General features: G+C 52.8%; 23 protein-coding genes. 16 read left to right on the top strand and 7 right to left on the bottom strand.

Annotated elements, in window-relative coordinates; genetic code table 11:
• Positions 1–6 precede the first annotated feature (6 nt).
• Both BXP70_RS15585 and BXP70_RS15580 read right to left on the bottom strand, forming a co-directional pair.
• On the bottom strand, positions 7–906 hold the full coding sequence (locus BXP70_RS15585; RefSeq protein WP_086595020.1) for a lysophospholipid acyltransferase family protein: 900 nt from the start codon (positions 904–906) through the stop codon (positions 7–9).
• The gene (locus BXP70_RS15580; protein WP_143436522.1) at positions 903–1,769 is read right to left on the bottom strand and encodes a hypothetical protein; all 867 of its coding nucleotides are present in this window, start codon (positions 1,767–1,769) and stop codon (positions 903–905) included. Before BXP70_RS15580 ends, BXP70_RS15585 begins: the two co-directional genes overlap by 4 nt.
• A 275-nt stretch (positions 1,770–2,044) precedes the next feature.
• On the opposite strand from BXP70_RS15580, the gene BXP70_RS15575 reads away from it, so the two are divergent.
• The 6 genes from BXP70_RS15575 to BXP70_RS15550 all read left to right on the top strand — a co-directional run bounded on the left by BXP70_RS15575 (position 2,045) and on the right by BXP70_RS15550 (position 9,496).
• Positions 2,045–2,677, top strand: a complete 633-nt coding sequence (locus tag BXP70_RS15575; RefSeq protein ID WP_086595070.1) for a WbqC family protein — start codon at positions 2,045–2,047, stop codon at positions 2,675–2,677.
• Between the two features lie 122 nt (positions 2,678–2,799).
• Complete coding sequence (locus tag BXP70_RS15570) at positions 2,800–5,406, top strand: ATP-dependent Clp protease ATP-binding subunit (RefSeq protein ID WP_086595018.1); 2,607 nt, start codon at positions 2,800–2,802, stop codon at positions 5,404–5,406.
• A gap of 197 nt (positions 5,407–5,603) precedes the next feature.
• Entirely contained in the window at positions 5,604–7,172 is a 1,569-nt protein-coding gene (locus tag BXP70_RS15565; RefSeq protein WP_086595017.1) for an acyl-CoA carboxylase subunit beta, read from the top strand.
• A 16-nt stretch (positions 7,173–7,188) separates the two neighbouring features.
• Complete coding sequence (locus BXP70_RS15560) at positions 7,189–7,485, top strand: hypothetical protein (protein WP_143436521.1); 297 nt, start codon at positions 7,189–7,191, stop codon at positions 7,483–7,485.
• Between the two features lie 39 nt (positions 7,486–7,524).
• Positions 7,525–8,595 carry a M42 family metallopeptidase gene (locus BXP70_RS15555; protein ID WP_086595015.1) on the top strand — a complete coding sequence of 357 codons (1,071 nt, stop codon included), beginning with the start codon at positions 7,525–7,527 and terminating at the stop codon, positions 8,593–8,595.
• Between the two features lie 100 nt (positions 8,596–8,695).
• Positions 8,696–9,496 (top strand): ABC transporter substrate-binding protein, encoded by an 801-nt coding sequence (locus BXP70_RS15550; RefSeq protein ID WP_086595014.1) that lies wholly within the window; start codon positions 8,696–8,698, stop codon positions 9,494–9,496.
• Positions 9,497–9,587: 91 nt separating this feature from the next.
• Here the strand turns inward: BXP70_RS15550 and BXP70_RS15545 are convergent, their stop codons facing one another.
• Both BXP70_RS15545 and aroB read right to left on the bottom strand, forming a co-directional pair.
• Positions 9,588–10,829 carry a 3-phosphoshikimate 1-carboxyvinyltransferase gene (locus BXP70_RS15545; RefSeq protein WP_086595013.1) on the bottom strand — a complete coding sequence of 414 codons (1,242 nt, stop codon included), beginning with the start codon at positions 10,827–10,829 and terminating at the stop codon, positions 9,588–9,590.
• Complete coding sequence (gene aroB, locus BXP70_RS15540; protein ID WP_086595012.1) at positions 10,826–11,866, bottom strand: 3-dehydroquinate synthase; 1,041 nt, start codon at positions 11,864–11,866, stop codon at positions 10,826–10,828. The genes BXP70_RS15545 and aroB overlap by 4 nt, the downstream gene beginning before the upstream one ends.
• A gap of 331 nt (positions 11,867–12,197) precedes the next feature.
• On the opposite strand from aroB, the gene BXP70_RS15535 reads away from it, so the two are divergent.
• From BXP70_RS15535 to lysS, 7 genes are all read left to right on the top strand, one after another.
• Positions 12,198–12,620: a hypothetical protein gene (locus tag BXP70_RS15535; protein WP_086595011.1), complete on the top strand. Its 423-nt coding sequence runs from the start codon at positions 12,198–12,200 to the stop codon at positions 12,618–12,620.
• Between the two features lie 182 nt (positions 12,621–12,802).
• Positions 12,803–13,993, top strand: coding sequence for a proline dehydrogenase family protein (locus BXP70_RS15530; RefSeq protein ID WP_086595010.1), 1,191 nt, complete (start codon positions 12,803–12,805; stop codon positions 13,991–13,993).
• Between the two features lie 110 nt (positions 13,994–14,103).
• On the top strand, positions 14,104–14,493 hold the full coding sequence (locus BXP70_RS15525) for a hypothetical protein (RefSeq protein WP_086595009.1): 390 nt from the start codon (positions 14,104–14,106) through the stop codon (positions 14,491–14,493).
• 149 nt (positions 14,494–14,642) lie between these two features.
• Positions 14,643–15,503, top strand: coding sequence for a hypothetical protein (locus BXP70_RS31050; protein ID WP_394334991.1), 861 nt, complete (start codon positions 14,643–14,645; stop codon positions 15,501–15,503).
• Positions 15,504–15,868: 365 nt separating this feature from the next.
• On the top strand, positions 15,869–18,022 hold the full coding sequence (locus BXP70_RS15515; RefSeq protein WP_086595008.1) for a carboxy terminal-processing peptidase: 2,154 nt from the start codon (positions 15,869–15,871) through the stop codon (positions 18,020–18,022).
• A gap of 318 nt (positions 18,023–18,340) precedes the next feature.
• Positions 18,341–19,366 carry a hypothetical protein gene (locus tag BXP70_RS15510; protein ID WP_086595007.1) on the top strand — a complete coding sequence of 342 codons (1,026 nt, stop codon included), beginning with the start codon at positions 18,341–18,343 and terminating at the stop codon, positions 19,364–19,366.
• Positions 19,367–19,475: 109 nt separating this feature from the next.
• Positions 19,476–21,038: a lysine--tRNA ligase gene (lysS, locus tag BXP70_RS15505; protein WP_086595006.1), complete on the top strand. Its 1,563-nt coding sequence runs from the start codon at positions 19,476–19,478 to the stop codon at positions 21,036–21,038.
• A 323-nt stretch (positions 21,039–21,361) separates the two neighbouring features.
• On the opposite strand, the gene BXP70_RS15500 is transcribed toward lysS, so the two are convergent.
• From BXP70_RS15500 to BXP70_RS30940, 3 genes are all read right to left on the bottom strand, one after another.
• Positions 21,362–21,568, bottom strand: a complete 207-nt coding sequence (locus BXP70_RS15500) for a hypothetical protein (protein ID WP_086595005.1) — start codon at positions 21,566–21,568, stop codon at positions 21,362–21,364.
• 74 nt (positions 21,569–21,642) lie between these two features.
• Positions 21,643–22,074 (bottom strand): YtxH domain-containing protein, encoded by a 432-nt coding sequence (locus tag BXP70_RS15495; RefSeq protein WP_086595004.1) that lies wholly within the window; start codon positions 22,072–22,074, stop codon positions 21,643–21,645.
• A 130-nt stretch (positions 22,075–22,204) separates the two neighbouring features.
• Positions 22,205–22,639, bottom strand: coding sequence for a YtxH domain-containing protein (locus tag BXP70_RS30940; protein WP_086595003.1), 435 nt, complete (start codon positions 22,637–22,639; stop codon positions 22,205–22,207).
• A 265-nt stretch (positions 22,640–22,904) separates the two neighbouring features.
• Here BXP70_RS30940 and BXP70_RS15485 point away from each other — a divergent pair, with 265 nt between their 5' ends.
• The 3 genes from BXP70_RS15485 to BXP70_RS15475 all read left to right on the top strand — a co-directional run bounded on the left by BXP70_RS15485 (position 22,905) and on the right by BXP70_RS15475 (position 24,680).
• The gene (locus BXP70_RS15485) at positions 22,905–23,147 is read left to right on the top strand and encodes a Kazal-type serine protease inhibitor domain-containing protein (RefSeq protein WP_086595002.1); all 243 of its coding nucleotides are present in this window, start codon (positions 22,905–22,907) and stop codon (positions 23,145–23,147) included.
• Between the two features lie 15 nt (positions 23,148–23,162).
• Positions 23,163–23,534 carry a cupin domain-containing protein gene (locus BXP70_RS15480; RefSeq protein WP_086595001.1) on the top strand — a complete coding sequence of 124 codons (372 nt, stop codon included), beginning with the start codon at positions 23,163–23,165 and terminating at the stop codon, positions 23,532–23,534.
• Between the two features lie 288 nt (positions 23,535–23,822).
• Positions 23,823–24,680: a dienelactone hydrolase family protein gene (locus BXP70_RS15475; RefSeq protein ID WP_086595000.1), complete on the top strand. Its 858-nt coding sequence runs from the start codon at positions 23,823–23,825 to the stop codon at positions 24,678–24,680.
• The last annotated feature ends 110 nt before the right edge of the window (positions 24,681–24,790 follow it).

Genomic DNA, 24,790 nt, shown 5'->3' with positions numbered 1-24,790 from the left:
ACCGAATCACTCAGTCACTCTCTTGTGTTTCCAGCGGCGGTGCGACCACAGGTACTGGTCTGGAGCAGCTTGAATGTCGCGTTCTAACTGGCGGGCAAACGCTTCGGTGATGAAATGCGCGTCCCCATCAAGGGGCGTAAGGCCATCGTGTATTTCAGTTAACAGAATGTCGTAGTAGCCACGACGCACGCGGCGAATGCCCACGTAAAACACTGGGCACTGGAAACGTGCTGCAAGTCGGTCGGCACCGGTGTAAAAGCCGGTGTCTTGGTGCAAGAAAGTAGTCCAGTAGGGTTGATCCTCGGGGCCGGCTGCCTGATCCGTCAGCAGCGCCAAACAACGTGCTTGGTTACGGTGGCGGATAATATCCCGTAGCGTGTCGCGCATGGGCACCAAGTGTGCCCCAGACCGAGTGCGCAACCGCCTCATGAAATACTCAAAAAATTTGTTACTCAGCGGCTTGTAGACGCCATGGGCTCGCTCATGAAAGTACAGAGCCCCCGTTGACAGGATCCACTCCCAGTTGCCGGCGTGTGACCCTACTGCAAGCACCGTTCGCCCTTGTTCCATAGCTTTTATTGCCAACTCCGGATTGCGAATCTTGGCACGCTCGTACAGCTCGTCCATCGAAATGGTCAGTAGCTTCAAGATTTCGACGATAACTTGAGCAAAGTGCCAGTAGAAAGCCTTTGCCAAACGCTGCACTTCCGCTTCCGACTTCTCCGGGAAAGCATTGCGCAGGTTTTCGGTAATTACCCTCCAGCGGTAGCGCACAACGTAAGCGAGCAACAGATATAATCCGCGAGCTACCACGTAAAGCACGGAGAGCGGTAAGCTAGCTAGGCCCGTAAGCAGCCAAAAAAGTGGCCGGTAATACCACGGGAAAGACTTATCGTTGTTACTCATTTGGGTGCAACGGCGCCAGCTGGCGCGAAGGTTTCGGTTTCGCGTCGGACACGGGCAGTTTGAGTGACTACAACTTGCTTGCGGGCATCGAGTACATCCACTTGGAGCGTGTAACTACCCGTTGGGAGTGGGCCAAGTGGCATCTCTCCGGCAATACTGGTCACGCGGCCTAGGTCGATATGTTCGAGCGGCGCTTCTGCCTCGGCACCAGCTCCTTCCTCCGACTGCAGCCGATAGCGCAAACTCAACTTCTGACTTTGCGTTACCTGGTAGAGTTCCGCGTAAAAATAGAGCCGCTCTGCTCCGCGGGCGTATAGGCCACCCGGCGCGCGCGTCAGCAAGTAGCCGCCGCGCGTAAAGTTGTTTTGTCCCGGCGACTTTGCAGCCGGGCGAGCCAGCACCACTAGGTCGCTCATGGCAGCACCTTTGCTCGTCGACTGAAGCACCAGCGGCATCTCGACAGTTCCTTCCACTCCGGCGTGGTATTGGTCGCGCACCCGACCGCGCAACGTGTAGCTACCATCGGGCAACGCGATACGCTTCTGAAAGCTAAGCGGGTTTTTGATGGCAGCCGTAGTATCATTGAGCACGGGTGGTTTCAGCGTGATGGTTTCCTGGTAAGCAGGTTTGCCATCCGCTCTCAAAATTTCCAACGTCACAACGGCAGCGGCTTGGAAAGCTTTTGGCGCCCGTTGCTTATACGTCAGCGACTGAGTTGGCACCGTCACGTAGATTTCCACTTCGGCCCCTTTCACCGTCAGGTTTTGGTTGCGGAAGCGGGCTACGTCGAGAATTAGTTGTGGAGTGGCTGCTCGCGCCACTGAGGCAACTAACGCAAGTATTAGTAAAGGAAGCAAACGCATAGAAATACAATGACCTAGGTATATGACAGGCACAAGACAAAGTGTCGGTACCCACCTCAAGTAGGACGCAATGCAAGAAAAGAACATTCTTTCTCCTGACAAGAGAAGGAGTGGGCACTAAGGTACCACCCCCTCCCCAGAAGCAAGTGCTATTTCTCCCACAGGGCGAAATGACATTTTCTTTGTTGGCACTTCTTGGTGACGGTGGCGTCGAGTTCACGCAAGAAAAAGCTAGGTTGACTAGCAAAGCTCCTCATTTACCCGTAAACAATACAATGCCCGTTTTATTTGAAGCCCAGTACCACCCGCCAGCAACGTTTTTCGCCGAACTTGTAGGGGCCGATTCGTTGTTAGTAGAAAGTAAAGAGCACTACCGCAAGCAAACGTATCGTAACCGCTGCTTGATCTTGACGGCACAGGGCGTTAAGCCGCTCACGGTGCCAGTTGTGGATGGAAATCGAAGCGAGAAAGTTGGAATAACAGAACTGGAAATCGACTATCGGCAGAACTGGGTGCATCAGCATTGGCGCACGCTTCAGACTGCGTACGGGGGCACTCCTTATTTTGAATTTTACGCCGACTATCTCCGTGATATTTACGTAAAGAAGATTCCGCTCTTATTTGACCTTAACCTAGCGCTTTTGTATTTTTATCTGCGTTGCCTTCGGATGCGAATTCCCGTGGAATTTACCACCGAGTACCACCCGCATTATGACCTCACAGCCGTGCGCGACCGGCGCGATTGGCTGACACCAAAAGGTGTTTCCGACTCCGAACCTGACAGGACGTCCGGCTCTGACAGGGTTCGACCCTACCAACAGTCCTTTGGCGCACGTTTTGTACCCCACTTAAGCATCCTGGACCTGCTTTTCATGCAAGGCCCAGCCGCCGGTGGATTTCTCGTGTAGCTTCACCACCGCCCCGAACCTTCGCCCGACTTATCCTGTTTTCAGGTTGTATCGGCCCAACCCGCTCGAAAATCGCTCCGGCGTACTTGCGGGGTTCCCTTTTTCTTCACTACCTTATCTGCATGGAAGCTAAATTCTCAAATCGTGTCAAGGAGGTCATCTCCCTGAGTCGGGAGGAAGCCATCCGGCTTGGGCACGACTATATCGGTACCGAACATTTGCTATTGGGCATGATTCGCGAAGGCGAAGGCACTGCTATTGGATTACTCAAGAAACTGGGTGTATCGGTAGAGGAGCTGAAGTACGCCTTAGAACAAGCCACGCGCAATACGGCTACGCAAGGTACCAGCATTACGGGCTCCATCCCGCTGACCAAGCAAACCGAGAAAGTCCTCAAGATTACCTATCTCGAAGCCAAAATCTTCAAGAGTGAGATCATCGGCACAGAGCATCTGTTGCTATCGATCTTGCGCGACGAAGACAATATTTCGTCTCAAATCCTTAGCAAATTCAACGTGAACTACGAATCTGTGCGTGACTCGCTGGATTATCACGGCAATGCCGCTAATAATCCCACGTCGGGCCCCGAGGCCGATGACGACGACAACGACCGCCTGTTTGGTGGCAACGCCGGTCGCGGTGGTGCCGGTGGCAGCGGCGCGGCTGCCAAGAAGCCAGGCGAAAAATCGCGCACTCCGGTGCTCGACAACTTTGGCCGTGATCTTACGAAGCTAGCGGAGGAAGACAAGCTCGACCCCATTGTAGGTCGTGAAAAGGAAATTGAGCGCGTAGCTCAGATTCTGAGCCGCCGCAAGAAAAATAACCCCATCCTGATTGGTGAGCCTGGTGTTGGTAAGACAGCTATTGCTGAAGGCCTAGCTCTGCGCATCATTCAAAAGAAAGTTTCACGCGTGCTGTTCGGCAAGCGTGTTGTTACGCTCGACCTCGCTTCGCTGGTGGCTGGTACCAAATACCGCGGTCAGTTTGAGGAGCGCATGAAAGCTGTAATGAACGAGTTGGAGAAGTCGCCTGACGTGATTCTGTTCATCGACGAGCTGCACACCATCGTGGGCGCTGGCGGTGCTTCGGGTTCGCTCGACGCTTCGAACATGTTCAAGCCAGCCCTAGCGCGCGGCGAAATTCAATGCATTGGTGCTACCACTCTCGACGAGTATCGTCAGTACATCGAGAAGGACGGCGCCTTAGCTCGTCGTTTCCAGATGGTAATGGTTGATCCGACCTCGCCAGAAGAGACGATTGAGATTCTGCACAATATCAAAGACAAGTACCAAGATCACCACCATGTGGTGTACACCGACAAAGCCATTGAGGCGTGCGTAAAGCTGTCGGATCGTTACATGAGCGACCGGTTCTTGCCTGACAAAGCCATCGACATTCTGGACGAGGCTGGTGCCCGCGTGCACATCAACAACATCGTGGTTCCCGAAGATATCTTGAAGCTCGAAGAGCAGATCGAGAATATCAAAACGGAGAAGAACCGCGTGGTGAAATCGCAGAAGTACGAAGAAGCTGCTCAACTCCGTGATAAGGAGAAGAAGCTTCTCGAGCAACTCGACACCGCCAAGAAAAACTGGGAAGACGAGACCAAGAAGAAGCGGTACACCGTGAAAGAGGAAAACGTGGCAGAAGTTATTGCCATGATGACCGGCATCCCCGTGAACCGTGTTGCTCAAAACGAAGGCGAGAAATTGCTGAACATGGGCAATGAGCTGAAAGGCAAAGTAATTGGTCAGGATAAGGCAATTGCTCAACTTGTGAAAGCCATCCAGCGCACCCGCGTTGGTTTGAAAGATCCGAAGAAACCGATTGGTTCGTTCGTGTTCCTAGGCCCAACGGGTGTCGGTAAGACAGAGCTAGCCAAGGTGCTTGCCACTTATCTTTTTGACAAAGAGGATTCACTCGTGCGTATCGACATGAGTGAGTACATGGAGAAATTCAGCGTATCGCGCCTAGTTGGCGCGCCTCCCGGATACGTGGGTTACGAAGAAGGCGGTCAGTTGACGGAGAAAATTCGCCGCAAGCCGTATTCGGTAATCCTGCTCGACGAGATTGAGAAGGCTCACCCCGACGTATACAACTTGCTGCTGCAAGTATTGGATGACGGTATCCTGACGGATGGCCTAGGTCGTAAGGTTGACTTCCGTAACACGATCATCATCATGACCTCCAACATTGGAGCCCGCGACTTGCAGGACTTCGGCGCTGGTATCGGTTTCGGCACCAAAGCTCGGAACGAGAATATGGATGAGATTACGAAAGGCACTATTACCAACGCCTTACGGAAGACTTTCTCACCAGAGTTCTTGAACCGTTTGGACGACGTGATTGTCTTCAACTCGCTCGAGAAGAAGGATATTCACCGCATCATCGACATCTCGCTGGCGAAGCTGCTGGGCCGCATCCAGGCTCTAGGCTACCGCGTAGAGCTAACTGAAGCCGCCAAGGACTTTGTAGCAGAGAAAGGCTACGATCCGAAGTACGGTGCTCGTCCGCTGAACCGCGCTATCCAGAAGTACATCGAAGATCCGATTGCGGAAGAAATCCTGAAAGCTCAAGTAGCGCAAGGTGACGTCATCACCGCCGACTATGAAGAAGGCAAAGATGAGCTAACCTTTGCCGTGAGCAAGAGCGGTGAAACCCCCAACCTAGCCAGCGATGAGCGCCCTGAAGAGGCACCTGAGTCGCCGGAAGGAAAGAAGGGTGAATAACTTCAATTGAATACGAAAAGGCCGGTTCCTTCACAGGAACCGGCCTTTTCATTTTATTATAGGAAAGCTAGCTCAGCTAATTCATTACGCTATCCTATATTCATACTGATTGCAAAAAAAGCTGCCCAAAATCTGGTGCGGCTTTTTTTGTATCCTTCGGTTACCTTTGAAAATCTCGTTTATCCCACCCTTCTAGCATGTCTCCATCAAACCACGACGCGCACCTGAACAAGTTTGAAGCTCTTGAACGCAAGAACGCCGAAGCGCTGCTCGGTGGCGGCCAGGCCCGTATAGATGCCCAGCACAAAAAAGGCAAGCTCACTGCCCGCGAGCGAGTAGACCTCTTACTTGACGAAGGCTCATTCGAGGAAATTGGCAAGTTCGTGATGCACCGCTCCAAAGACTTCGGCCTCGACAAAGAATATTATTTAGGGGATGGGGTGGTAACAGGTTATGGCACCGTGAACGGCCGCTTAGTATATGTTTTCTCCCAAGATTTCACCGTGTTTGGTGGTTCCTTGAGCGAGACGCACGCCGAGAAGATTGTGAAGATCATGGACCTAGCTATGAAGAATGGTGCGCCCGTGATTGGGCTCAATGACTCAGGCGGGGCACGTATTCAAGAAGGCGTAGTAAGCCTAGGTGGCTACGCGGATATTTTCTACAAGAATACCCTAGCTTCCGGCGTAGTGCCGCAGTTGTCGGCTGTGATGGGGCCGTGTGCAGGCGGCGCGGTGTATTCGCCCGCTATTACTGACTTTATCCTGATGGTAGAGGACACGAGCTACATGTTCGTGACGGGCCCAAACGTGGTGAAGACGGTGACCCATGAAAACGTAACCAGCGAGGAGCTAGGTGGTGCCAGCACCCACTCGGCCAAAAGTGGCGTGACGCATTTTTCTTGTGCTAACGAAGTCGTCTGCATCAACAATATCAAGCAGTTGTTGAGCTACATGCCTCAGAACTGTGAGGAAACCGCTCCGCTCCTCCCCTATACTCCCGCCGGCGACGAGCTACGACCGGAGCTCAACAACATCATTCCCGAAAACCCTAACCAGCCCTACGATATCCGCGACGTCATTCAAGGGGTGATTGATACAGATTCATTTCTGGAAGTGCACCAGAATTTTGCCGAGAATATTGTGGTTGGTTTTGCCAGGCTAGCTGGGCGCAGCATTGGTATTGTGGGCAACCAGCCGGCTGTGTTGGCAGGCGTGCTCGATATTAATGCGAGCACCAAAGCGGCGCGCTTTGTGCGATTCTGCGACTCATTTAATATTCCGCTGCTGGTACTGGAAGACGTGCCTGGTTTCCTACCTGGCACTGACCAAGAGTGGCGCGGTATCATCACGAACGGCGCCAAGCTGCTCTACGCCTTTTGCGAAGCCACTGTGCCACGCATCACCGTGATTACCCGTAAAGCCTATGGTGGGGCCTATGACGTAATGAACTCCAAGCACATCGGGGCCGACATGAATTACGCGTGGCCAACCGCCGAAATTGCGGTAATGGGCGCAAAGGGTGCCGCCGAAATCATCTTTAAGCGTGAAATTGCGCAGGCCGAAGACCCCGAAGCTAAGCTTCAGGAAAAAGTAGACGAGTACCAACAGAAGTTTGCCACACCCTACCGGGCGGCCCACCGCGGCTTTGTAGATGAAGTAATTGTGCCCGCCCAAACGCGGCAGAAGCTGATTCGGGCTTTCAAAATGCTGGAAAACAAAGTAGATACGATGCCCCGCAAGAAGCACGGCAACATTCCACTGTAGATTTACTTACTTGGTTATGCATCTTCTTCCAGCTATCATCTTCGTTGCGGTAGGTGCTCTCGTCGTTGTTTTGGCTCGTTCGGTGCGCGAGGGCAACGTGGAGCTGTTAGCGGGCTATGATGCGACCAGGGTAACAAATAAAACTGGACTAGCAGCCTGGGCTGGCGGAAATTTGCTTATGCTTGGGTACGGACAGATGCTGGCGGGTTTGCTGACGTGCATTCATATTGAGACTGGTGCTGTCCTGTTTTTCTTTAGTACATTAATTTTAGTCGCGCGTACCGCTTTAGGCAGTCTACGATTTTATCGTTAATGACCTCACTTTTCATTCTCTGTATTACCTGTTTTATTTATGCGTCAAGAATCATTTGACTTCCTTCAGAAATACCTGAATAACCCTTCGCCTACAGGCTTCGAGAAAGAAGGGCAAAAACTATGGCTTGACTACCTTAAGCCTTACGTAGACACGTACTTCGTCGACACGTATGGTACGGCCGTTGGGGTGATTAACCCCGATGCAAAGTATAAGGTCGTGATTGAGGCACACGCCGACGAAATTGCCTATTTCGTAAACTATATCACGAAGGAGGGCTACATCTACCTGCGCCGCAACGGCGGCTCTGATGCCCTCATTGCTCCTTCCAAACGGGTGAACATTCACACGGCGAAGGGTACGGTGAAAGCGGTATTTGGCTGGCCGGCCATTCACGTGCGCAAGCCCGAGCAAGAGAAAGCACCGAACATCGAAACCATCTTCCTAGACTGCGGCGCTTCGTCGAAGCAGGAGGTGGAAGAGATGGGCGTGCATGTAGGCTCCGTAGTCACGTTTGAGGACGAGTTTACGGTGATGAACAACAAGTACTATGTAGGACGGGCGCTCGATAACCGCATTGGCGGTTTCATGATTGCGGAAGTTGCCCGGCGCTTGAAGGAAGAAGGCAAGCAGTTGCCCTTCGGCCTCTACATCGTGAATGCCGTGCAGGAAGAAATTGGTCTGCGCGGGGCTGAGATGATTGCGCACCGCATTCAGCCAGACGTAGCCATCATCACGGACGTTATCCACGACACTCAGTCGCCGATGTACGAGAAGAAGACGGCCGGCGACCTAGCTTGCGGTAAAGGCCCGGTAATCACCTACGGCCCCGCCGTGCAGAATAACCTGCGTGACCTTATCATCCAGACGGCTGAAGAAACCGAAACGCCTTTCCAGCGTGCCGCTGCCACCCGTGCTACCGGTACTGATACCGATGCCTTCGCCTACGCCGGCGCGGGTATTGCCTCGGCGCTTATCTCGTTACCGCTGAAGTATATGCACACCACTGTGGAAACGGTGCACCAAGACGACGTAGACAACGTGATTAAGCTCATCTACGAAACCCTGTTCCGCATTGAAGATGGCCACGACTTCCGGTACTTTTCTTAAGGTTTAACTAGCCCACTTGAGCAAGGGCCGGCGTAGGCTAGGATGAATATCACCTAGCCTACGCCGGCCCTTACGCTATTTACAAGCTAGGTTCTTACGCATGAATCTTCCTACCCCTTCCCTCCCACTCACGCTCACCGACCAGCTAGGTCGGCGGGTAGTGGTGCCGTTTCCACCGCAGCGCATCGTGTCACTGGTACCTTCCCAGACGGAACTGCTGTTCGACCTAGGGTTGGCGGCGCGAGTTGTGGGCGTAACGAAGTTTTGCATTCACCCTAGCCAAGCACGGCAACAAGCTACGGTCGTTGGTGGCACGAAGAATTTTGACTTCGAAAAAATTGCCGCGCTCCGGCCAGATCTAATCCTCGGCAACAAGGAAGAAAATTACCAGCAAGGCATTGAGCAACTTGCGGAAAAATACCCGGTTTGGCTGAGCGACATCAGCACGCTTGAGGAGGCACTACGCATGATTCGGCAGGTGGGCATGCTCACCGGTACCCAAGCGAAAGCGGAAGCTTTGGCCACTGTAATTTCTGGGTCCTTTACGAACCTAGCTCCCACGGCTTTGCCCGTCTCGGTGGCGTACTTCATTTGGCGCAAGCCGTACATGGTGGCGGCAAACGGTACATTTATCGATGATATGCTACGCCGTGCAGGCTTCATCAATGTTTTTGCGAAGCAAAGCCGCTATCCGGAAGTCACCCGCGAGCAGCTAGCTGCTGCTGCGCCGCAGGCTATTTTTCTCTCTTCAGAGCCCTATCCATTCAAGGAAAAACACGTGGCGGAGTTTGACGAAATTTGTCCAGACGCCACCATTCGGGTTGTCGATGGCGAGCTGTTCAGCTGGTACGGCAGCAGACTACAGCACTCCGAGGCGTATTTCCGAGAGCTACAGCTATAAACTACCATTCCGAGCACAGGCAGGAATCTGAATTATCTAGGTTGGTAACTCGGCCCCGTGCCCGGAATGGCAGCGCTAAGCCAAACCGTAACTATCCAATCTGGAAACCGGCTTTCTCCAATTCACTCCAGAACTGCGGATACGATTTGCGCACCACTTTCGGGTCCTGAATTGTTAGGGGGCCACGTAGCGCCAGGGGTGCAAAGGCCATGGCCATGCGGTGGTCATGGTAGGTGGATACCTCTTGCCCATCGACGCGAAAGCTCTCAGCCGTGACGCGGAAATGCTCGTCGGCTTCTTCCAGCAAGTAAGCCCCGAAGCTAGCTAGTTCCGTTTGTAACGCCGCAATGCGGTCGGTTTCTTTGATGCGTAGGCTTTCTAAGCCCGTCATAACTAAGTTGGTGCCTTGCGCAGCGGCTACCACGGCTACCGTTTGGGCTAAGTCGGGGCAATCGGTAAAGTCGTGGGTCAGCTCCGGGGCGGGCGGTATTTGTGTGAGGCGGACGCCATCGGCCACAAATTCAGTTGCTACTCCTAGCTTTTCCATAATGCCCACAATGGCTTGGTCGCCCTGCCAGGAGTACTGACGCAGGCCGGGCAGCGTAATTTCCGACCCAGCGGGCCCAAGCGCCACCATAGCGTACCAGTAGCTTGCCGCTGACCAGTCAGACTCAATTGTGTAATCGGCCGCTTGATAGGCGGCGGGGCGCACTTCCAATACGGTACCTAGGTCGCGAAAATTGGCGCCAAAGTGCTGCATCAAAGCCTGGGTCATGCGAATGTAAGGGCGCGAGCCAACTTTGCCGACCAGGTTTACGCGCAAGCCATTGGGCAGCATGGGTCCGATCATGAGCAGCGCCGAAATGTACTGGCTGCTGATGTCGCCGCGGACGCTCAGTTCCGCTAGCTCGCCATCGGCGGTAGGTCCGGGTTGCCAACCTTGCAGGCGCAAGGGCGGGAAGCCTTCCGTTTCGGCGTACTCGATCTGGGCACCTAGCTCGCGCAATGCATCAACTAACACCATAATGGGGCGCTCCTTCATGCGGGCAGTACCGGTTAGCAAGGCGTGGCGGTTCGTCACGGCGAGGTAGGCCGTCAGGAAGCGCATGACAGTGCCAGCGTCTTCCGCATCGAGGGTTTCGGCGGCACCATCGGCCAATAGGCGCTGCATAAGCTGCGTGTCATTGGCGTCAGACAAGTTGTCGAGGTGGCCGCTGCCAGCTAGCGCCTGAATGATGAGGGCGCGGTTGCTTTCACTTTTGGAGGCAGGCAGCTGGGCCGTGCCGCTAAGCGGGCCGCCAGACCAGCGGAGCGTCAGAGAGATCGAATTCACAGGCGATGGTAGTAACGGAGCGACTCGGCCAGTTCGGCCAAGGTCACAGGTTGATCGTATACGGCGTGGCCAATGCCTTGCAGCAATGTACAGTTGATGGTAGCCCCAACGTTCTTCTTGTCTTGCAAAGCGAGCTCGGCAATGGCGTCGGTTTCGAACGTTACAAAATGAATTTTCTCGTAAACTGAGAAGATAAACGTTTCGATTTTATCCAGCTCTTCGGGGCTGAGTAAGCCTTTTTGCACCGCTAGCCAGCTCTCACACACTATACCCGCAGCAATAGCTTCGCCGTGCAGCACCTCTCGGCCAGGCTGCCCCAGTAGGAAGCTTTCCAGCGCGTGCCCCACCGTGTGGCCGAAGTTCAGAATCTTACGCAGGCCGCTCTCCAGCGGGTCAGCCTCCACGATGCGCTGCTTGGTAGCCACCGACTCACGAATGATGGGCGTCCAGTCTTCCACAAACATGCCCTGACGACGCTGCTCCTCAAAGGCCGCGGCATCAGCAATAAGCCAGTGCTTCACAATTTCGGCGTAACCCGATTTGAGTTGGCGTGGGTCGAGCGTTTGCAGAAATACGGGGTCGATGAACACACCGGCCGGCTCCTGAAATACGCCAAGTTGGTTTTTGAAGTTTTGGAAGTCGACGCCCGTTTTGCCGCCCACGCTGGCATCAACCTGGGCCAGCAGCGTAGTGGGCACCTGCATGCACCGGATACCACGCTTGTACAGCGCCGCGCACAGGCCCCCTAGGTCCGTCACTACGCCGCCCCCTAGGTTTACTAGCACCCCAAAGCGGTCAGTGCGGTACTCTGTGAGGCAATTCCACACGTTTTCGCAGGTCGAGAGCGTCTTGTGCTCTTCGCCAGCCGGAATTTCAATCAACTTATGATCGTCGGGCAGGTGCGGCTGGAGCAGCGGATAACAGAGCCGGGCAGTATTGGAATCGGTTAACACCAACACACGGCTTACGGCGGGCTGGCGAAGTAATGCTGCCAAGGTAGGCAGCGCGTCGGAACCGAAAGAAAGCGGAGCGTTCAATAGAAAGTGCTTTTGCGAAACAGAACGTCATCCGGAGCCGGATGCGAGGCAAAAGTAACGGGTTCCGCTTAAAGCAGCTTATTTCTACAGCACGGATTGAAGTTCTTCCTACCAAGCCCCTACCAATTGCCAACCTAGCTCGGTGTAGCTTGCAAACTCTTTTTCGCAGCCCGGGGTTGTTCTTATACCCTTGAACCAGACCTAGGTAGCAACTTAATAGGCACCTGCAACCTTACGCGTCGGTTCTCAGTCATCCCTATAAGCCGCTGACGTACCTCTATTTTCACGTTCAGCAAAAACACGCCTGTCTCTAGCTTGTCAGTCTTTTACTATGAAACAGTACTCATCCCTTCTTTACGCTTTCTTTCTCTTATTTGCCGTTGTTACGGCGGGTTGTAAGAAAGACAAAGACACTGTGGCCCCGAAGAGCACCGGGCTTGTCGGCCGGTGGGACTTATACCAAACAAGTGGAGGCATTGCCGGCACCACTACAGACGTTGCAACGGGCACTTCCGAGTTGGAATTTATGGCGGATAGTACCATGAACGTTTACAGCAAGAGCAAAGTGGTGGACACGCGGCAGTACTCGGTGCGACGCAGCACCGAGCCCGGCGATAGTCCTTCGGCGAAGCTCATCTTTTACATTGCCCAGGGCGTGCGCTACACGCCGCAGTACATTGAGCTGAATAACGATCAGCTTACGCTAAAGGATAACATCGCAGACGGTTTCGTCTACCGTTACCGTCGGCAGTAGCGCGTAGGGGCTGAGACTCAAGTACTAGCTTCCAGGAGCAGCCGTTAGGCGGAATTTTACGTATAAGAAAGCGGTTAGGGAATAGTATCCGCCGGCTCAGTAAGTGTACCAGACCTAGCACCCAAACTGCCGCTGGCTGGCTATCTTCGCGTCGCCGTACGTTCTCTTAAGCTCCTTTTAGTATGCCCGCAACCCAGGCTCCTGCTATTTCCTTCGATAACACTGCCATTGCCTTCGCGGGCAAATCAGACGGCGAGCTACGCCGCATGTACGCGCTATTTGCGGCCATGAATAGTAACTCCCTCGTCAAGACCGGAAGTGGCCTGATGAACTTTGCACTGAAGTGGAATCTTCCCGTCAAGTTTGCCATCAAGCAAACCATCTTTCGGCAGTTTTGCGGGGGCGAAACAATTCGGGAATGTCTGCCCGTAATTGAAGAGCTCGGTCGCTACCACATCGGCACCATCCTCGACTACTCCGTAGAAGGGGAAGGCAACGATAAAAGCTTCGATGCTACTTGCCAAGAGATTCTGGGCACCATCGACATGGCGCATCGCTCCACGCACATTCCTTTTTCGGTTTTTAAAGTAACAGGTGTAGCCGAAAGCAGCATCTTGGAAAAAGTGCAAGCAGGCAAACCGCTTTCCCAAACCGAACAAGCTAGCTTCGAACGCTCCAAGAACCGCGTAAATGCCATCTGCGCACGGGCACATCAGTACGGCGTACGGGTATTTGTGGATGCCGAGGAAAGTTGGTTCCAACAAACCATCGACGACTTGACGTACGAGATGATGGCACGCTACAACCGCGAGTCGGCTATCGTCTGGAACACCTACCAGCTCTACCGCCACGACCGCCTTGATGCAATCAAAGCCGCCGCCGAAGTAGCCGAGCGCGAAGGCTACTACCTAGGCGGCAAGCTGGTGCGCGGCGCTTATATGGAAAAGGAAGGCCGAGTAGCTACGCAGCGTGGCTATCAGAACCCGATCAACCCAACGAAGTCAGCCACCGACGAGCTGTACGACGAAGCTTTGCGTTACTGCGTAGAACATGTTGAGCGCATCAGCATCTGTGCTGGCACGCACAATGAGGCTAGCTCCCTGCTCCTCACTGAGCTGATGCAAGAACATAACCTGCGCCCTGGTGACCAACGCATTTGGTTTGCCCAGCTTTATGGCATGAGCGATAACTTGAGCTATAATTTGGCTGACGCCGGTTATAACACAGCCAAGTATGTACCCTATGGCCCAGTGGAAGCAGTAATGCCCTATCTGTTGCGGCGCGCCAACGAAAATACAGCCATTGCAGGCCAGAGCAGCCGTGAGTTTCTACTGATTCAGAAGGAGATGGCGCGGCGTAAGCTGGCCAAATAAAGCGAAAGCTCGGCGGCATAGTTTTGGTGCATGACAGGGTTACTGCGCAGGATTTCTATCTTGACCAGTGTTTTAGGTCCTATTTCCCTACATAAACCCACCTTTTGCGCATGATCAGTCGCCTTCGCAACCATCTCATTCGCTTTTCCCGTCATCAAGTAGGCACTACTAGCTACCTAAATCTGGTGCAAGAAGCAGAGCTTGGTTTCAACCTTGATATATCACACGAGAAAGCCCGCCTCAACGAACTACTGGCGGAGTTGTCGGAAGCCGAGTATCATGCCGGCCGTCCTTTGCTGAGCTGTTTGGTAAAAGTAGAAGGCTCGAAGGGACAAGGCGACAATTTCTACAAACTGTGCGAGCGGCTAGGTCTTGGAGAGTGGCGCACGCTCAAGCATGACCCTAGCTTTCTGAAAGAGCTGCGCACAACCTGCCGAGCTTTTTGGCAGAACGATGTCAATTACGAAAAATTCGGGCATACCGATAAGTTATATAGTTAGCCAGCAGGGATTTAGGAGAAAGTAAATAATATTTTCTGTAACCCCCGCGGAGAGGTACCCGTTAAGCTACACAAGTCCAGTTCTTCATCGCTTTTGAGGAACATTAGGATGCTAACTCTCTCCCAATCAACTTTTAACTTTCTCCACCCATGCAAACTAACGATTCAATCAACCCGGAAAACGCAGGTACTGGCTCTGGCGCAAACTATGGCACTGGTGCTTCAGGCACTGGCTACAGCGCTAGCAATCCTTCTACTTCTAACACCACGTCGAGCGGCAACCTAGGCAACTCAAGCACTGGTGACAGCAGCGTATCTGGCGATTCTTCATTCGGTACCACTGGCGGAGACGCTAATTCGCACCATGACTACAGCGCCACGCAAAAAGGCGGTGAAATTGCTGGAACAGCTGGTGCAGTAGTTGGCCGCGGTATCGACGCAGTACAGAACACCGCTGGTGACGCAGCACGTGCCGTAACAGGCAACGACAAGACATATGGTACGACCACGTACGGTACGTTCAAAGATCGTTCGAGCGCTGAGCGTGCTTATAACTCTTTGGCCTCACGTGGCTACACGAAAGACGACGTCAACGTATTGATGTCGGACGACACACGTAAGACGCACTTTGGTGAAGATACCCCAGAAACTGACCTCGGCGACAAAGCGATGGAAGGTGCTGGCGTAGGTTCAGCAATCGGTGGTACGGCTGGTGCTATCATTGGTGCTATTGCTGCCATTGGTACATCGGTAGCGCTACCAGGCCTAGGTTTGGTAATTGCTGGCCCAATTGCCGCAGCGCTAGCTGGTGCTGGTGCAGGTGGTCTGACAGGTGGCCTGGTAGGCGCTCTAGTAGGCTCGGGCATTCCAGAAGAGCATGCTGCTGAATACGAAAGCGACGTCAAAAACGGCGGTATCGTAATGGGCGTGAAACACCGCAACCCAGAAGACGCACAATACCTCCACGACGAGTTTACCAACAGCAGCGCTGATAAAGTACGCAGCTACTAGTTTTCTGCTACTACCCTTCTTTTAGGTAGTATCGTACATTACAAAAGGCCTCTCTTGCTACAAGGGAGGCCTTTTGTGTATTTCGGCGATTAATCTTACCTCTATTTCATCAATCGCTCAGCCTTCATCTATTATTTTGGGATTATGTGCTATATCCTTTTACCTTTTACACGTTAAAGGGAGTAGCTCCCTAGCACTGCTGGTGTCAAAACAATCGCCGTAAACACCTCCGCGACCAGATTTGTTAGCAGGGCACTTATTTACCTACTGCGCACGTTTTAAAGTCGAAACAGGCTGCTTTCGTCTATAGCACCAGGATCGACTTTTACGTATATTTGATTTTCCTCCAATTTACAGAGCATTCCATGACTTTCCCCCGACTGAAAGTAGGGCTGTATGCTTCGTTGGTGCTGGCCGTTTTTGTGCTAGCTTCCTACAAGCTGTACCGGCGCAATGATACCAGCATACCTCAGAAAGATGAGGTCCTTATCAAGGCGATGTTGCAGGGGCTAAGCGCCGCGCATTATCAACCTGAGCGCATTGACGATAACTTCTCGAAGCGTGTGTTCGACTTGTACCTTAAGCGCGTCGACGTAAATAAAAAGTTTTTGCTGGCCAGCGATGTTACGCAACTTCGCCGCTACCAAGCTGATATCGATGACCAAGTACATCGTGGTACCCACGAGTTCCTGGATATGACGACGCAGCTTATGGACCAGCGCACAAAGGAAATTCAGGCGCTCTACCGCGACATCCTCGCCAAGCCGTTTGAGTTCACCACCGACGAGTCGTATCAGTCGGAGCCAGATAAAACGACTTTCCCAGCTGATAAGGCTGCTCAGCGCGAAGAATGGCGCAAGTACCTGAAGTTTCAGACGATGATTCGGGTTTCTGAGATGATGGATGAGCAGGCTAAGCGCAAGGAGAAAAGCAATGCTACTGCTTCTACTGCCAACAACATCGTCGCGACAGCTGAACCTGATCGCACTCCGGTCCAGATGGAAGCCGAAGCTCGCAAGCGTGTGCTGAAGTACCTGAATGAGCAGTTCAATGACATGTCTCAAACAGATGCTAATGAGCGCCTAGCTTCTTACGCCAATACCATCGCTAATACCTACGACCCGCACACGGAGTACTTCGCGCCCCGTCAGAAAGATGATTTCGACGAAGCACTAACGGGCCGTTTCGAAGGTATCGGTGCCTCTTTACAAGAGAAAGATGGCCAGATCAAGGTAGCAGACTTGCTTCCAGGTAGTGCTTCTTACCGCCAAGGTGAGTTGAAAGCTGGTGACATCATCTTGCGCGTGGCTCAAGGTCCTGCGGAGCCAGTGTCCGTAGAAGGTTTGCGCTTAGACAAGGCCGTGGCTTTGATCAAGGGCAAGAAAGGTACTGAGGTACGCCTAACGGTAAAAAAACTAGACGGCACCATCAAGGTGATTCCGATCATTCGTGACGTTGTTATCCGCGAAGAGACATATGCCCAATCTGTGCTGATCAATGACAGCGGCAAGAAGATCGGCTACATTCGTCTGCCTGGCTTCTACGCCGATTTCAATGACAACAACGGAGGCCGCAGCAGCGCCGATGACGTGAAGAAGGAGCTAGCGAAGCTGAAGCAGGAGAATGCCCAAGGCGTGGTGCTCGACCTGCGCTTCAACGGTGGTGGCTCCTTGCAAGATGCCGTTGAGATGGCAGGCTTGTTTTTCGATAGTGGTCCTGTGGTGCAGGTGCGTTCAGGCCAAGGCCAGGCGAGCATCCTCAACGACCGCGACCCTAGCGTACAATACGGTGGCCCGCTTGTTATTCTAGTAAATAAATACAGTGCGTCGGCCTCGGAAATTTTGGCTGCTGCTATTCAAGACTACAAGCGTGGTGTGATCATGGGCTCGGCTAGCACGTACGGCAAGGGTACGGTACAGCGCATCTTCGACCTCGACGATGCAATGCCAGCTGAGTTCAACAATATCAAGCCGTTTGGTTCGTTGAAGCTGACAACGCAGAAGTTCTACCGTATCAATGGAGGCTCTACCCAGTTCAAAGGAGTCGTGCCTGATATTATCCTACCCGATGTATTTAGCTACCTCGATGAAGGAGAGAAAGAATCAGATTACCCGCTGAAGTGGGACGAAATTACTTCCGCTCGGTACCGGGTGTGGAACACTCCTGCGCTTCCTATTGACAAGCTCAAGACGAGCAGCCAGGCACGTGTAGCTGCTAGCCCAAGCTTTAAGCTGATTGGTGACATGGTACAGCGCCGCCGCAAGCGTAAAGACGATACAATGGTATCCCTGAAGCTAGCTACGTTCCGTGCAGAGCAAACAGAAGCTAAAGCAGAGTCTGACAAATATGAGCAAATCGAAAAAGGCATCCAGCCATTGAATATTGCACCGCTTGCCTTCGACTTGAAACAGTGGGGCCCCGACTCGGTGAAAGTGAACCGCAACTTGCGTTTCACTAAATCATTGAAAAAAGACGTGACTCTACGTGAGGCTGTAGCCGTGGTGAAAGACCAGATTTAAGGCTAGGTTCCACCGTGCTTAGAAAGCCCTGCTGACTTGCGTCAGCAGGGCTTTTTGCTTATAGCTATTCTCTGTTGACACTCCGTGCAAGCTATGCTATTGATAACGAATCAAACAAAATACTTGACAGACAACGCAGCACTTTACAGGCTAAATAACTTGCTAGTGATCAGACTAAAAAAATTAGTTATTTTTATTTTATTACTAGTCATAACATACTGATATACAACAGTATAATTTACTAAAAATCATGTCAAAAAATACTGCAAAATGCAACTACTAGCTAGGCAGAGCTGTTTACTTAGCATGACGACTACAATGGAAAACAACATGTTCCCGCTCGTGACAGACGAGCAGAAGCAAGCGGAGGAAACTTGGCGCAAATCCATTCCCGCCCAGGTTTTCCTGAACTACTTCTTTGCCATCAACTACCACATTCAGGAGGGCGACGATGCCCAAGGCGGCTTGCAGCACCTGCCCTATTTCCGGGCACATCAGGCTGAGCTAGCTGACTCTGATGTGGCAGCCATCACCAAGCTGTTGCATGCTTGCTGGAGCACCGAGTACGCTCTGCGCGCCACAGCTGAGCTAGGTGATGAGGATTACCTGCGCAATGCTTTGCACTGGACATTTCCACAGGCGTATCACACAATTCTGTCGGGTTTGCAGGCTTTTCTGTACACGACGGGAGTACGTTCCAATAACCCGGCGCTTATTCAGCGGGAGGTTGGCCGTTTAGTTGTACGCAACGCTTATCCACGGCCAGTATCCTTTTACGCAGCTGGTGCTTACGGCGACTTCAGCATTCATCGTTTGCCATTAGCGGGATACAAAGCCGGGTTGCACATCGCGAGCAAGGAAATAGACGCCCAAGCGCAGATTGGTCAGTTCCTACGCACCACGCGCAAGCAGAAGGCAATGATTGTGCGCCAGCAGGTACAAGCCAATCCGAACACGGCGCTGCGCAGCCAGAAGACAGGCAAGGTACTCGATAAGTGGACGGCCCAGCACTGGCAGCAAATCACGTGGCGCCTCGGTTACACTACTATCTTTGATCTGCTTAGCCGGTTGCGCATCTCTCAGACGAGCCGGGAGATTGGTCGCTACGTGGAAGCTGAGATTGACTTCAAGCTCTTCCACCAGTCGCTACTCAACATCGTGAGCTACCTGAACGGTATTCACGAGACCTACATTGCCAAGGCCATTGGCTTGGAGCGCTACCGCCAAGTGGTAGCCGAGCTCCCCAAGCACTTGCAGCACAGTTTCGTAGCAGAGCGTTTGCGCAAGCAGGTGGAGCCTACCATCACCGGCGAAGCACCGACGCAAATGGGCATTGCCGCCTAACATTTTCCTGCTCAACTAGTTTCTTACTACATATACACGTAAGCGCCGCCCCTTTGGGACGGCGCTTTTTGTTTATCTACCTTTGCAGACTTAATAACCATCCTTCCCTATGCACCACCTTAGCGAACAGGAGCAGATACGCCGCCAGAAGCTGGAAGAACTCCAAAACCTTGGCATCGAGCCTTATCCCTCCGAGCTGTTCGATGTGAATTTCTATGCTCAGGAAATTCTCGATAACTACCACCCCGAGTTGAACAACTTTCAGGACGTGAGCCTAGCCGGCCGCCTGATGTCGATACGGGTGAAGGGTAAGGCGTCGTTTGCGGAGCTGCAAGATGCTTCAGGCCGCATTCAACTCTATATCAACCGCGACGAAATCTGTCCCGGCGAAGACAAGGAGTTGTACAACACCGTGTTCAAGAAGCTGATGGACCTAGGTGACTTTGTGGGCGTGACGGGTCGTGTGTTTAAAACGATGGTAGGCGAAACCTCGGTGCACGTTACAGGCATCACGCTACTTTCCAAAGCACTCCGCCCACTGCCCGTTGTGAAGGAGCGCGTAGACGAAGCCACCGGCGAAAAAATAACCTACGACGCCTTCACTGACTCTGAGCAGCGCTACCGTCAACGGTACGTTGACTTGGTGGTGAACCCGCAGGTACGTGACGCTTTTGTAAAGCGGACACAGCTAGTGCAAGCCATGCGCAACTACTTGAATGATAAAGGCTACTTAGAGGTTGAAACGCCAATCCTACAGCCGCTGTATGGCGGGGCAGCAGCTCGTCCGTTCAAAACGCACCACAATACGCTGGACATGACGCTGTATCTGCGTATTGCCAACGAGTTGTACCTGAAGCGCCTGATCGTAGGTGGCTTTGATGGCGTGTACGAATTCTCAAAGGACTTCCGCAACGAAGGCATGTCGCGCTTCCACAACCCGGAGTTCACTCAGATGGAGCTGTACGTAGCTTACAAAGACTACTACTGGATGATGGACTTAGTGGAAGAAATGGTGGAGCGCGTAGCCCTAGCCTTGCACGGCAAGACCGAAGTAAAAGTAGGTGAGAACGTTATCAACTTCCAGCGTCCCTGGAAGCGCTTCACAATGTTCGAATCGATCAAAGAATATACGGGCATCGACATCACCGAGATGGACGAAGCGGCGCTACGCGAAACGGCAGCTAGCTTACACGTGCAGCTCGATCCGAGCATGGGCAAAGCCAAGATTATCGACGAAATCTTTGGCGAACATGTAGAGCCGAAGCTGATTCAACCCACGTTCATCACCGATTACCCGGTGGAAATGTCGCCGCTGGCTAAAAAGCACCGTTCGAAGCCCGGCTTGGTAGAGCGCTTTGAAGCTATTTGCAACGGCAAAGAAATCTGCAACGCTTTCTCGGAACTCAATGACCCCATCGACCAGCGTAAGCGTTTTGAGGATCAATTAGAGCTAGGCAAGCGCGGCGACACTGAAGCCATGGTGCTCGACGAGGACTTCTTGCGCGCCCTGGAGTACGGTATGCCGCCCACGGCAGGCCTAGGTATCGGCATCGACCGCCTGAGCATGATCATGACGAACTCCAATTCCATTCAAGACGTGCTCTTCTTCCCGCAGATGAAGCCGGAAAAAGCCGAGAAGAACACGGAGAAAAGTGACAAGCCAGTAGAATAACGCTGAGCGCGTATACAACACGAGCCCACCACCTAGCTAGGTGGTGGGCTCGTGTTGTATAGCACCAGACTAAAATTCGAAAGGCCTCCCGCACAAGATGCGAGAGGCCTTTCTTTTAAAACAAGCTTACCCTTCTGATCGGCAGAAACTTTGAAGAAGCTTGCGATGAACGAGTCCGATTTTACTAACAGGCTGATAAACCAAAATTCCTGTTAGAAGCTCTTACTGTCGGCAATTTTACAACTAAGTACTTTTCGATCTTCTTTCAAGCTCGTTATATGTTCTTTAACGAGTGCTATTGAGGAAGGTTACGCGAACCATATTTATTTTTTCAAAATATTATCGACAGGCCCTTCCTCGTCACGCTCAGCCGAATTTTCGCTGGTTGGGTTGTAGTCGTAGGCTTGGGCTTCGGTAATGCTAGCCGCAAAGTCGTCACTGCTTGGGTCGGTGCTGCTGCTCCCTCCCTGCATCGGTTGCGGCGCCTCGTTTTCTTCGGGCGGGTTGGCCTGATTGGTTGGATCGATCATGGAGTAAAGTTCTGGTTCTATAAAGCCTAGGCGTAGCCAGAGCAGTCGTATGAGTGATGGGTTAGCTCCAAATGCTAAAGCGTCCGTCCGAAGGTCGGGTCACCAGAGTGCCGTCCTTCGCCCCCGCTGCCATCGTAGTCGGAGTTGAAGTCGTCGTAGGTGCTAGGGACGCTCTCGATGCCGGCCGCGTAATTGATAGAAGTGCTCCGGCGGGGCTCCGCAGGGGCACTCGATTTTCCGGTGCTATACAAGGAGTTCAAGGCATTGTTAGCGTCGGCAAAATCCCGCGAAACAACGTCTGTTTTACCCTTACCTGTTAGCTCATTGAAACGCGACACCCCCTGCTTAAATACCTTACCTAGGTCGTCGCTAAGCTTATCTGCTGATTGCTTTAAGCTGGCGCGGGTTCCTTCGCCAGTCTCGGGTGCTAGCAAGAGCCCAGCTACGGCACCAGCCGTGGCCCCTACCAGCAGCGAAAGAATGATTTTACCATTGTTATCTTTCATGAGCTTAGAAAGTTGAGGGTGAGATAATCAGAGTACTATTTCAACGTGAAGACACGTCAGAGGGTTAACGAAAAGCCCCTCTCCACGGGGAAGAAGGGCTTTTGATATACTCAGGAAGTGCTATTCAGACCTACAGGTCGTTCAGCAGCTTCACGATTTCACTTTTGCCTTTGCCTAGCTTTTGCTGCAAGCGGCCAATGAGCTCGTCGCCTTTGCCTTCAGCATAATCTAGGTCTTCGTCGGTGAGCTGAGCGTACTGCTGCTGCAATTTGCCCTTGAGCTCGTCCCAGCTACCTTTCAACTTCAGGCCACTGCCGGGGAGCGATACACCTAGCTCCTCTAGTTTCTCAACGTAGCCTTTGAACTTAGTGTCGAGTTCCTCGCCATATTTGGAGAGTTGCTCACCTACTTGGCCGCTGTACTTGGTGGCCGTATTTTTTATGTTCTCGCGCGTTGCTTTGCCTTTATCGGGCGCAATCAGCAGGCCAGCAATGATACCAGCACCGGCACCAGCAAGAGCAGCGAGGAGAATTTTACCAGTGTTGTCTTCTTCTTGGTAGGACATGATGTAGAGAGAGAATATGTGAAAAATGAGAACAGGAGTAGCGTCAGCAGGCCCCCAAGGGGAGAGAGGAAGCCAAGCGGAAGATGCGTCCGTTGTTTTCGCCAATCTGCCTGCTATACGAAGCCCAGCAACAGGGGTTATAATTACGAATTAAAAAATAGATAGACTAAAATATGCATTGTCATAGACACACTTTTCTCGTAGCACCCGTATTTTGCCCCGATTATTCGGCTAATTGACCTAGCTCTTTTCTACGCCTACTCCCATGTTTAAGCTCTGCTGTACCCTGTTGCTCTTCCTAACGGCCACTAGCTGCCACCGTGCGCCGGACACCGCCAAGACGCCTTGCATTGACGCCGCCAAGATCCGCAAGGACGCCATATGCACCATGCAGTACGACCCCGTCTGCGGCTGCGACGGCAAAACCTACAGCAATGCCTGTGTGGCTACAAATGCCGGCGTAACTTCATACACAAAGGGCGCGTGCGCAGGTACCACTACCAACTGATTGGCTTTCTGCTCTATGTCTGAGAAAAAATACTTCCGCCAACAAGCGCCGTTCCGCGTGCCAACCACTGATGGCAAGCTCATTGAGGAGCACATTGGCCTGGCTAGTACCCACACCAGTGCCTATAGTGTGGCGCACATGGTGGCGCCCCCACACTGGAGCGAGCCGCACCAGACACCAGAGTTCGACGAAATTACCATCGTGGTACGCGGCCGCAAACGGTTCGAAGTCGATGGAGACCTGATTGAGCTAGCAGCCGGTGAGTCGCTGCTGATTAAGGCCGGCGCCCGGATCCGTTACTCAAACCCGTTTGAGGAGGAGTGCGAATACTGGTCGATTTGCGTACCGGCCTTTAGCCCAGCCACCGTCAACCGAGAAGACGCTTGAATGGCTACGGGAACGTTGCACAAGTGTACAGGCACCTAGGTACTCCTTTTGTTCTACCCTCCGAACGACGCACGTGTTAGGAACCGCACTCTACGCATAGAGCATTGCATTGCTCGTCTCGTCGCGGAACAGATTCGCTACTAAGCACATCCTAGCTATTTATGCTAGGTAGCCGGTACTGCGTAAGCTGCCTAGTTGCAGCGCCTGACACTTAGCACAAGCTTCCAAAAAAGCCCGGCTTCTGGTCGGGCTTTTGTCTATATTTAAGCACTACCTCATCTCCCTTTTATGGACCAGCGCATTATCAATCTATTCGACGAATACACCCATAAGCCTCTCTCCCGCAAGGAGTTTATGGAGCGACTTGTGAAGCTCACGGGCGGTTTGGCGGTGGCCATGTCAGCGCTGTCGGTGCTGGAGCCGGGCTACGCGCACGCCGCCACCATTACCGAGGACGACAAGGGCCTGACGATTGAAGAAGTAACCTGGCCCGGCGATAACTGCACCATGAAAGGTTACCTAGCCCGCCCAAAAGGTCGCAAGAAGCTAGGTTCGGTGATTGTCATTCACGAAAACCGTGGCCTGACGCCCCATATTAAGGACGTGACGCGGCGCGTGGCCAAGGCAGGCTACCTAGCACTCGGCGTGGATGCGCTTTCCCCCCTAGGTGGTACGCCAGCCAACGAGGACGAAGGCCGCACCCTAATTGGCAAACTCGATCCGCAGCAAAACTTAACGAACTACCTAGCTGCTCTTACTTACTTGCGGCAGCGTAAAGATGGCAATGGCCGCACGGGCTGCGTGGGCTTCTGCTGGGGCGGTGGCTTAGCCAACCAACTAGCCGTGCACGACCCCCAACTGAACGCCGCCGTGGCTTACTACGGTTCGCAGCCCAAAGCGGAAGACGTACCCAATATTAGTGCAGCGGTGATGCTACATTACGCCGGGCTTGATGAACGCATCGATGCCGGCATTCCGGCCTATGAGGCAGCGCTAAAAGCCGCTGGTATCAAGTACCAACTTTTCGTGTACGATGGGGTGCAGCATGCCTTCAACAACGACACCTCCCCGGCACGCTACAACGCAGATGCCGCGAAGCTAGCCTGGGACCGGACGCTACGCTTTTTCAGCGAGAAGCTAGGGTAGTAATATCACTGGTAGAGAGAAAACAGCACCTAGCTATTTTAAAAAAACTTCATCTAATTATTCTTCGCCTCGTTCACAACTAATTACTTAGAATATAAAAATTAGTTTTT

The sequence above is a fragment of the Hymenobacter crusticola genome (assembly GCF_002154225.1).
GTDB lineage: Bacteria > Bacteroidota > Bacteroidia > Cytophagales > Hymenobacteraceae > Hymenobacter > Hymenobacter crusticola.
Note: the sequence above shows the minus strand (reverse complement) of the source record. Positions and strands in the feature narration are given on the sequence as shown.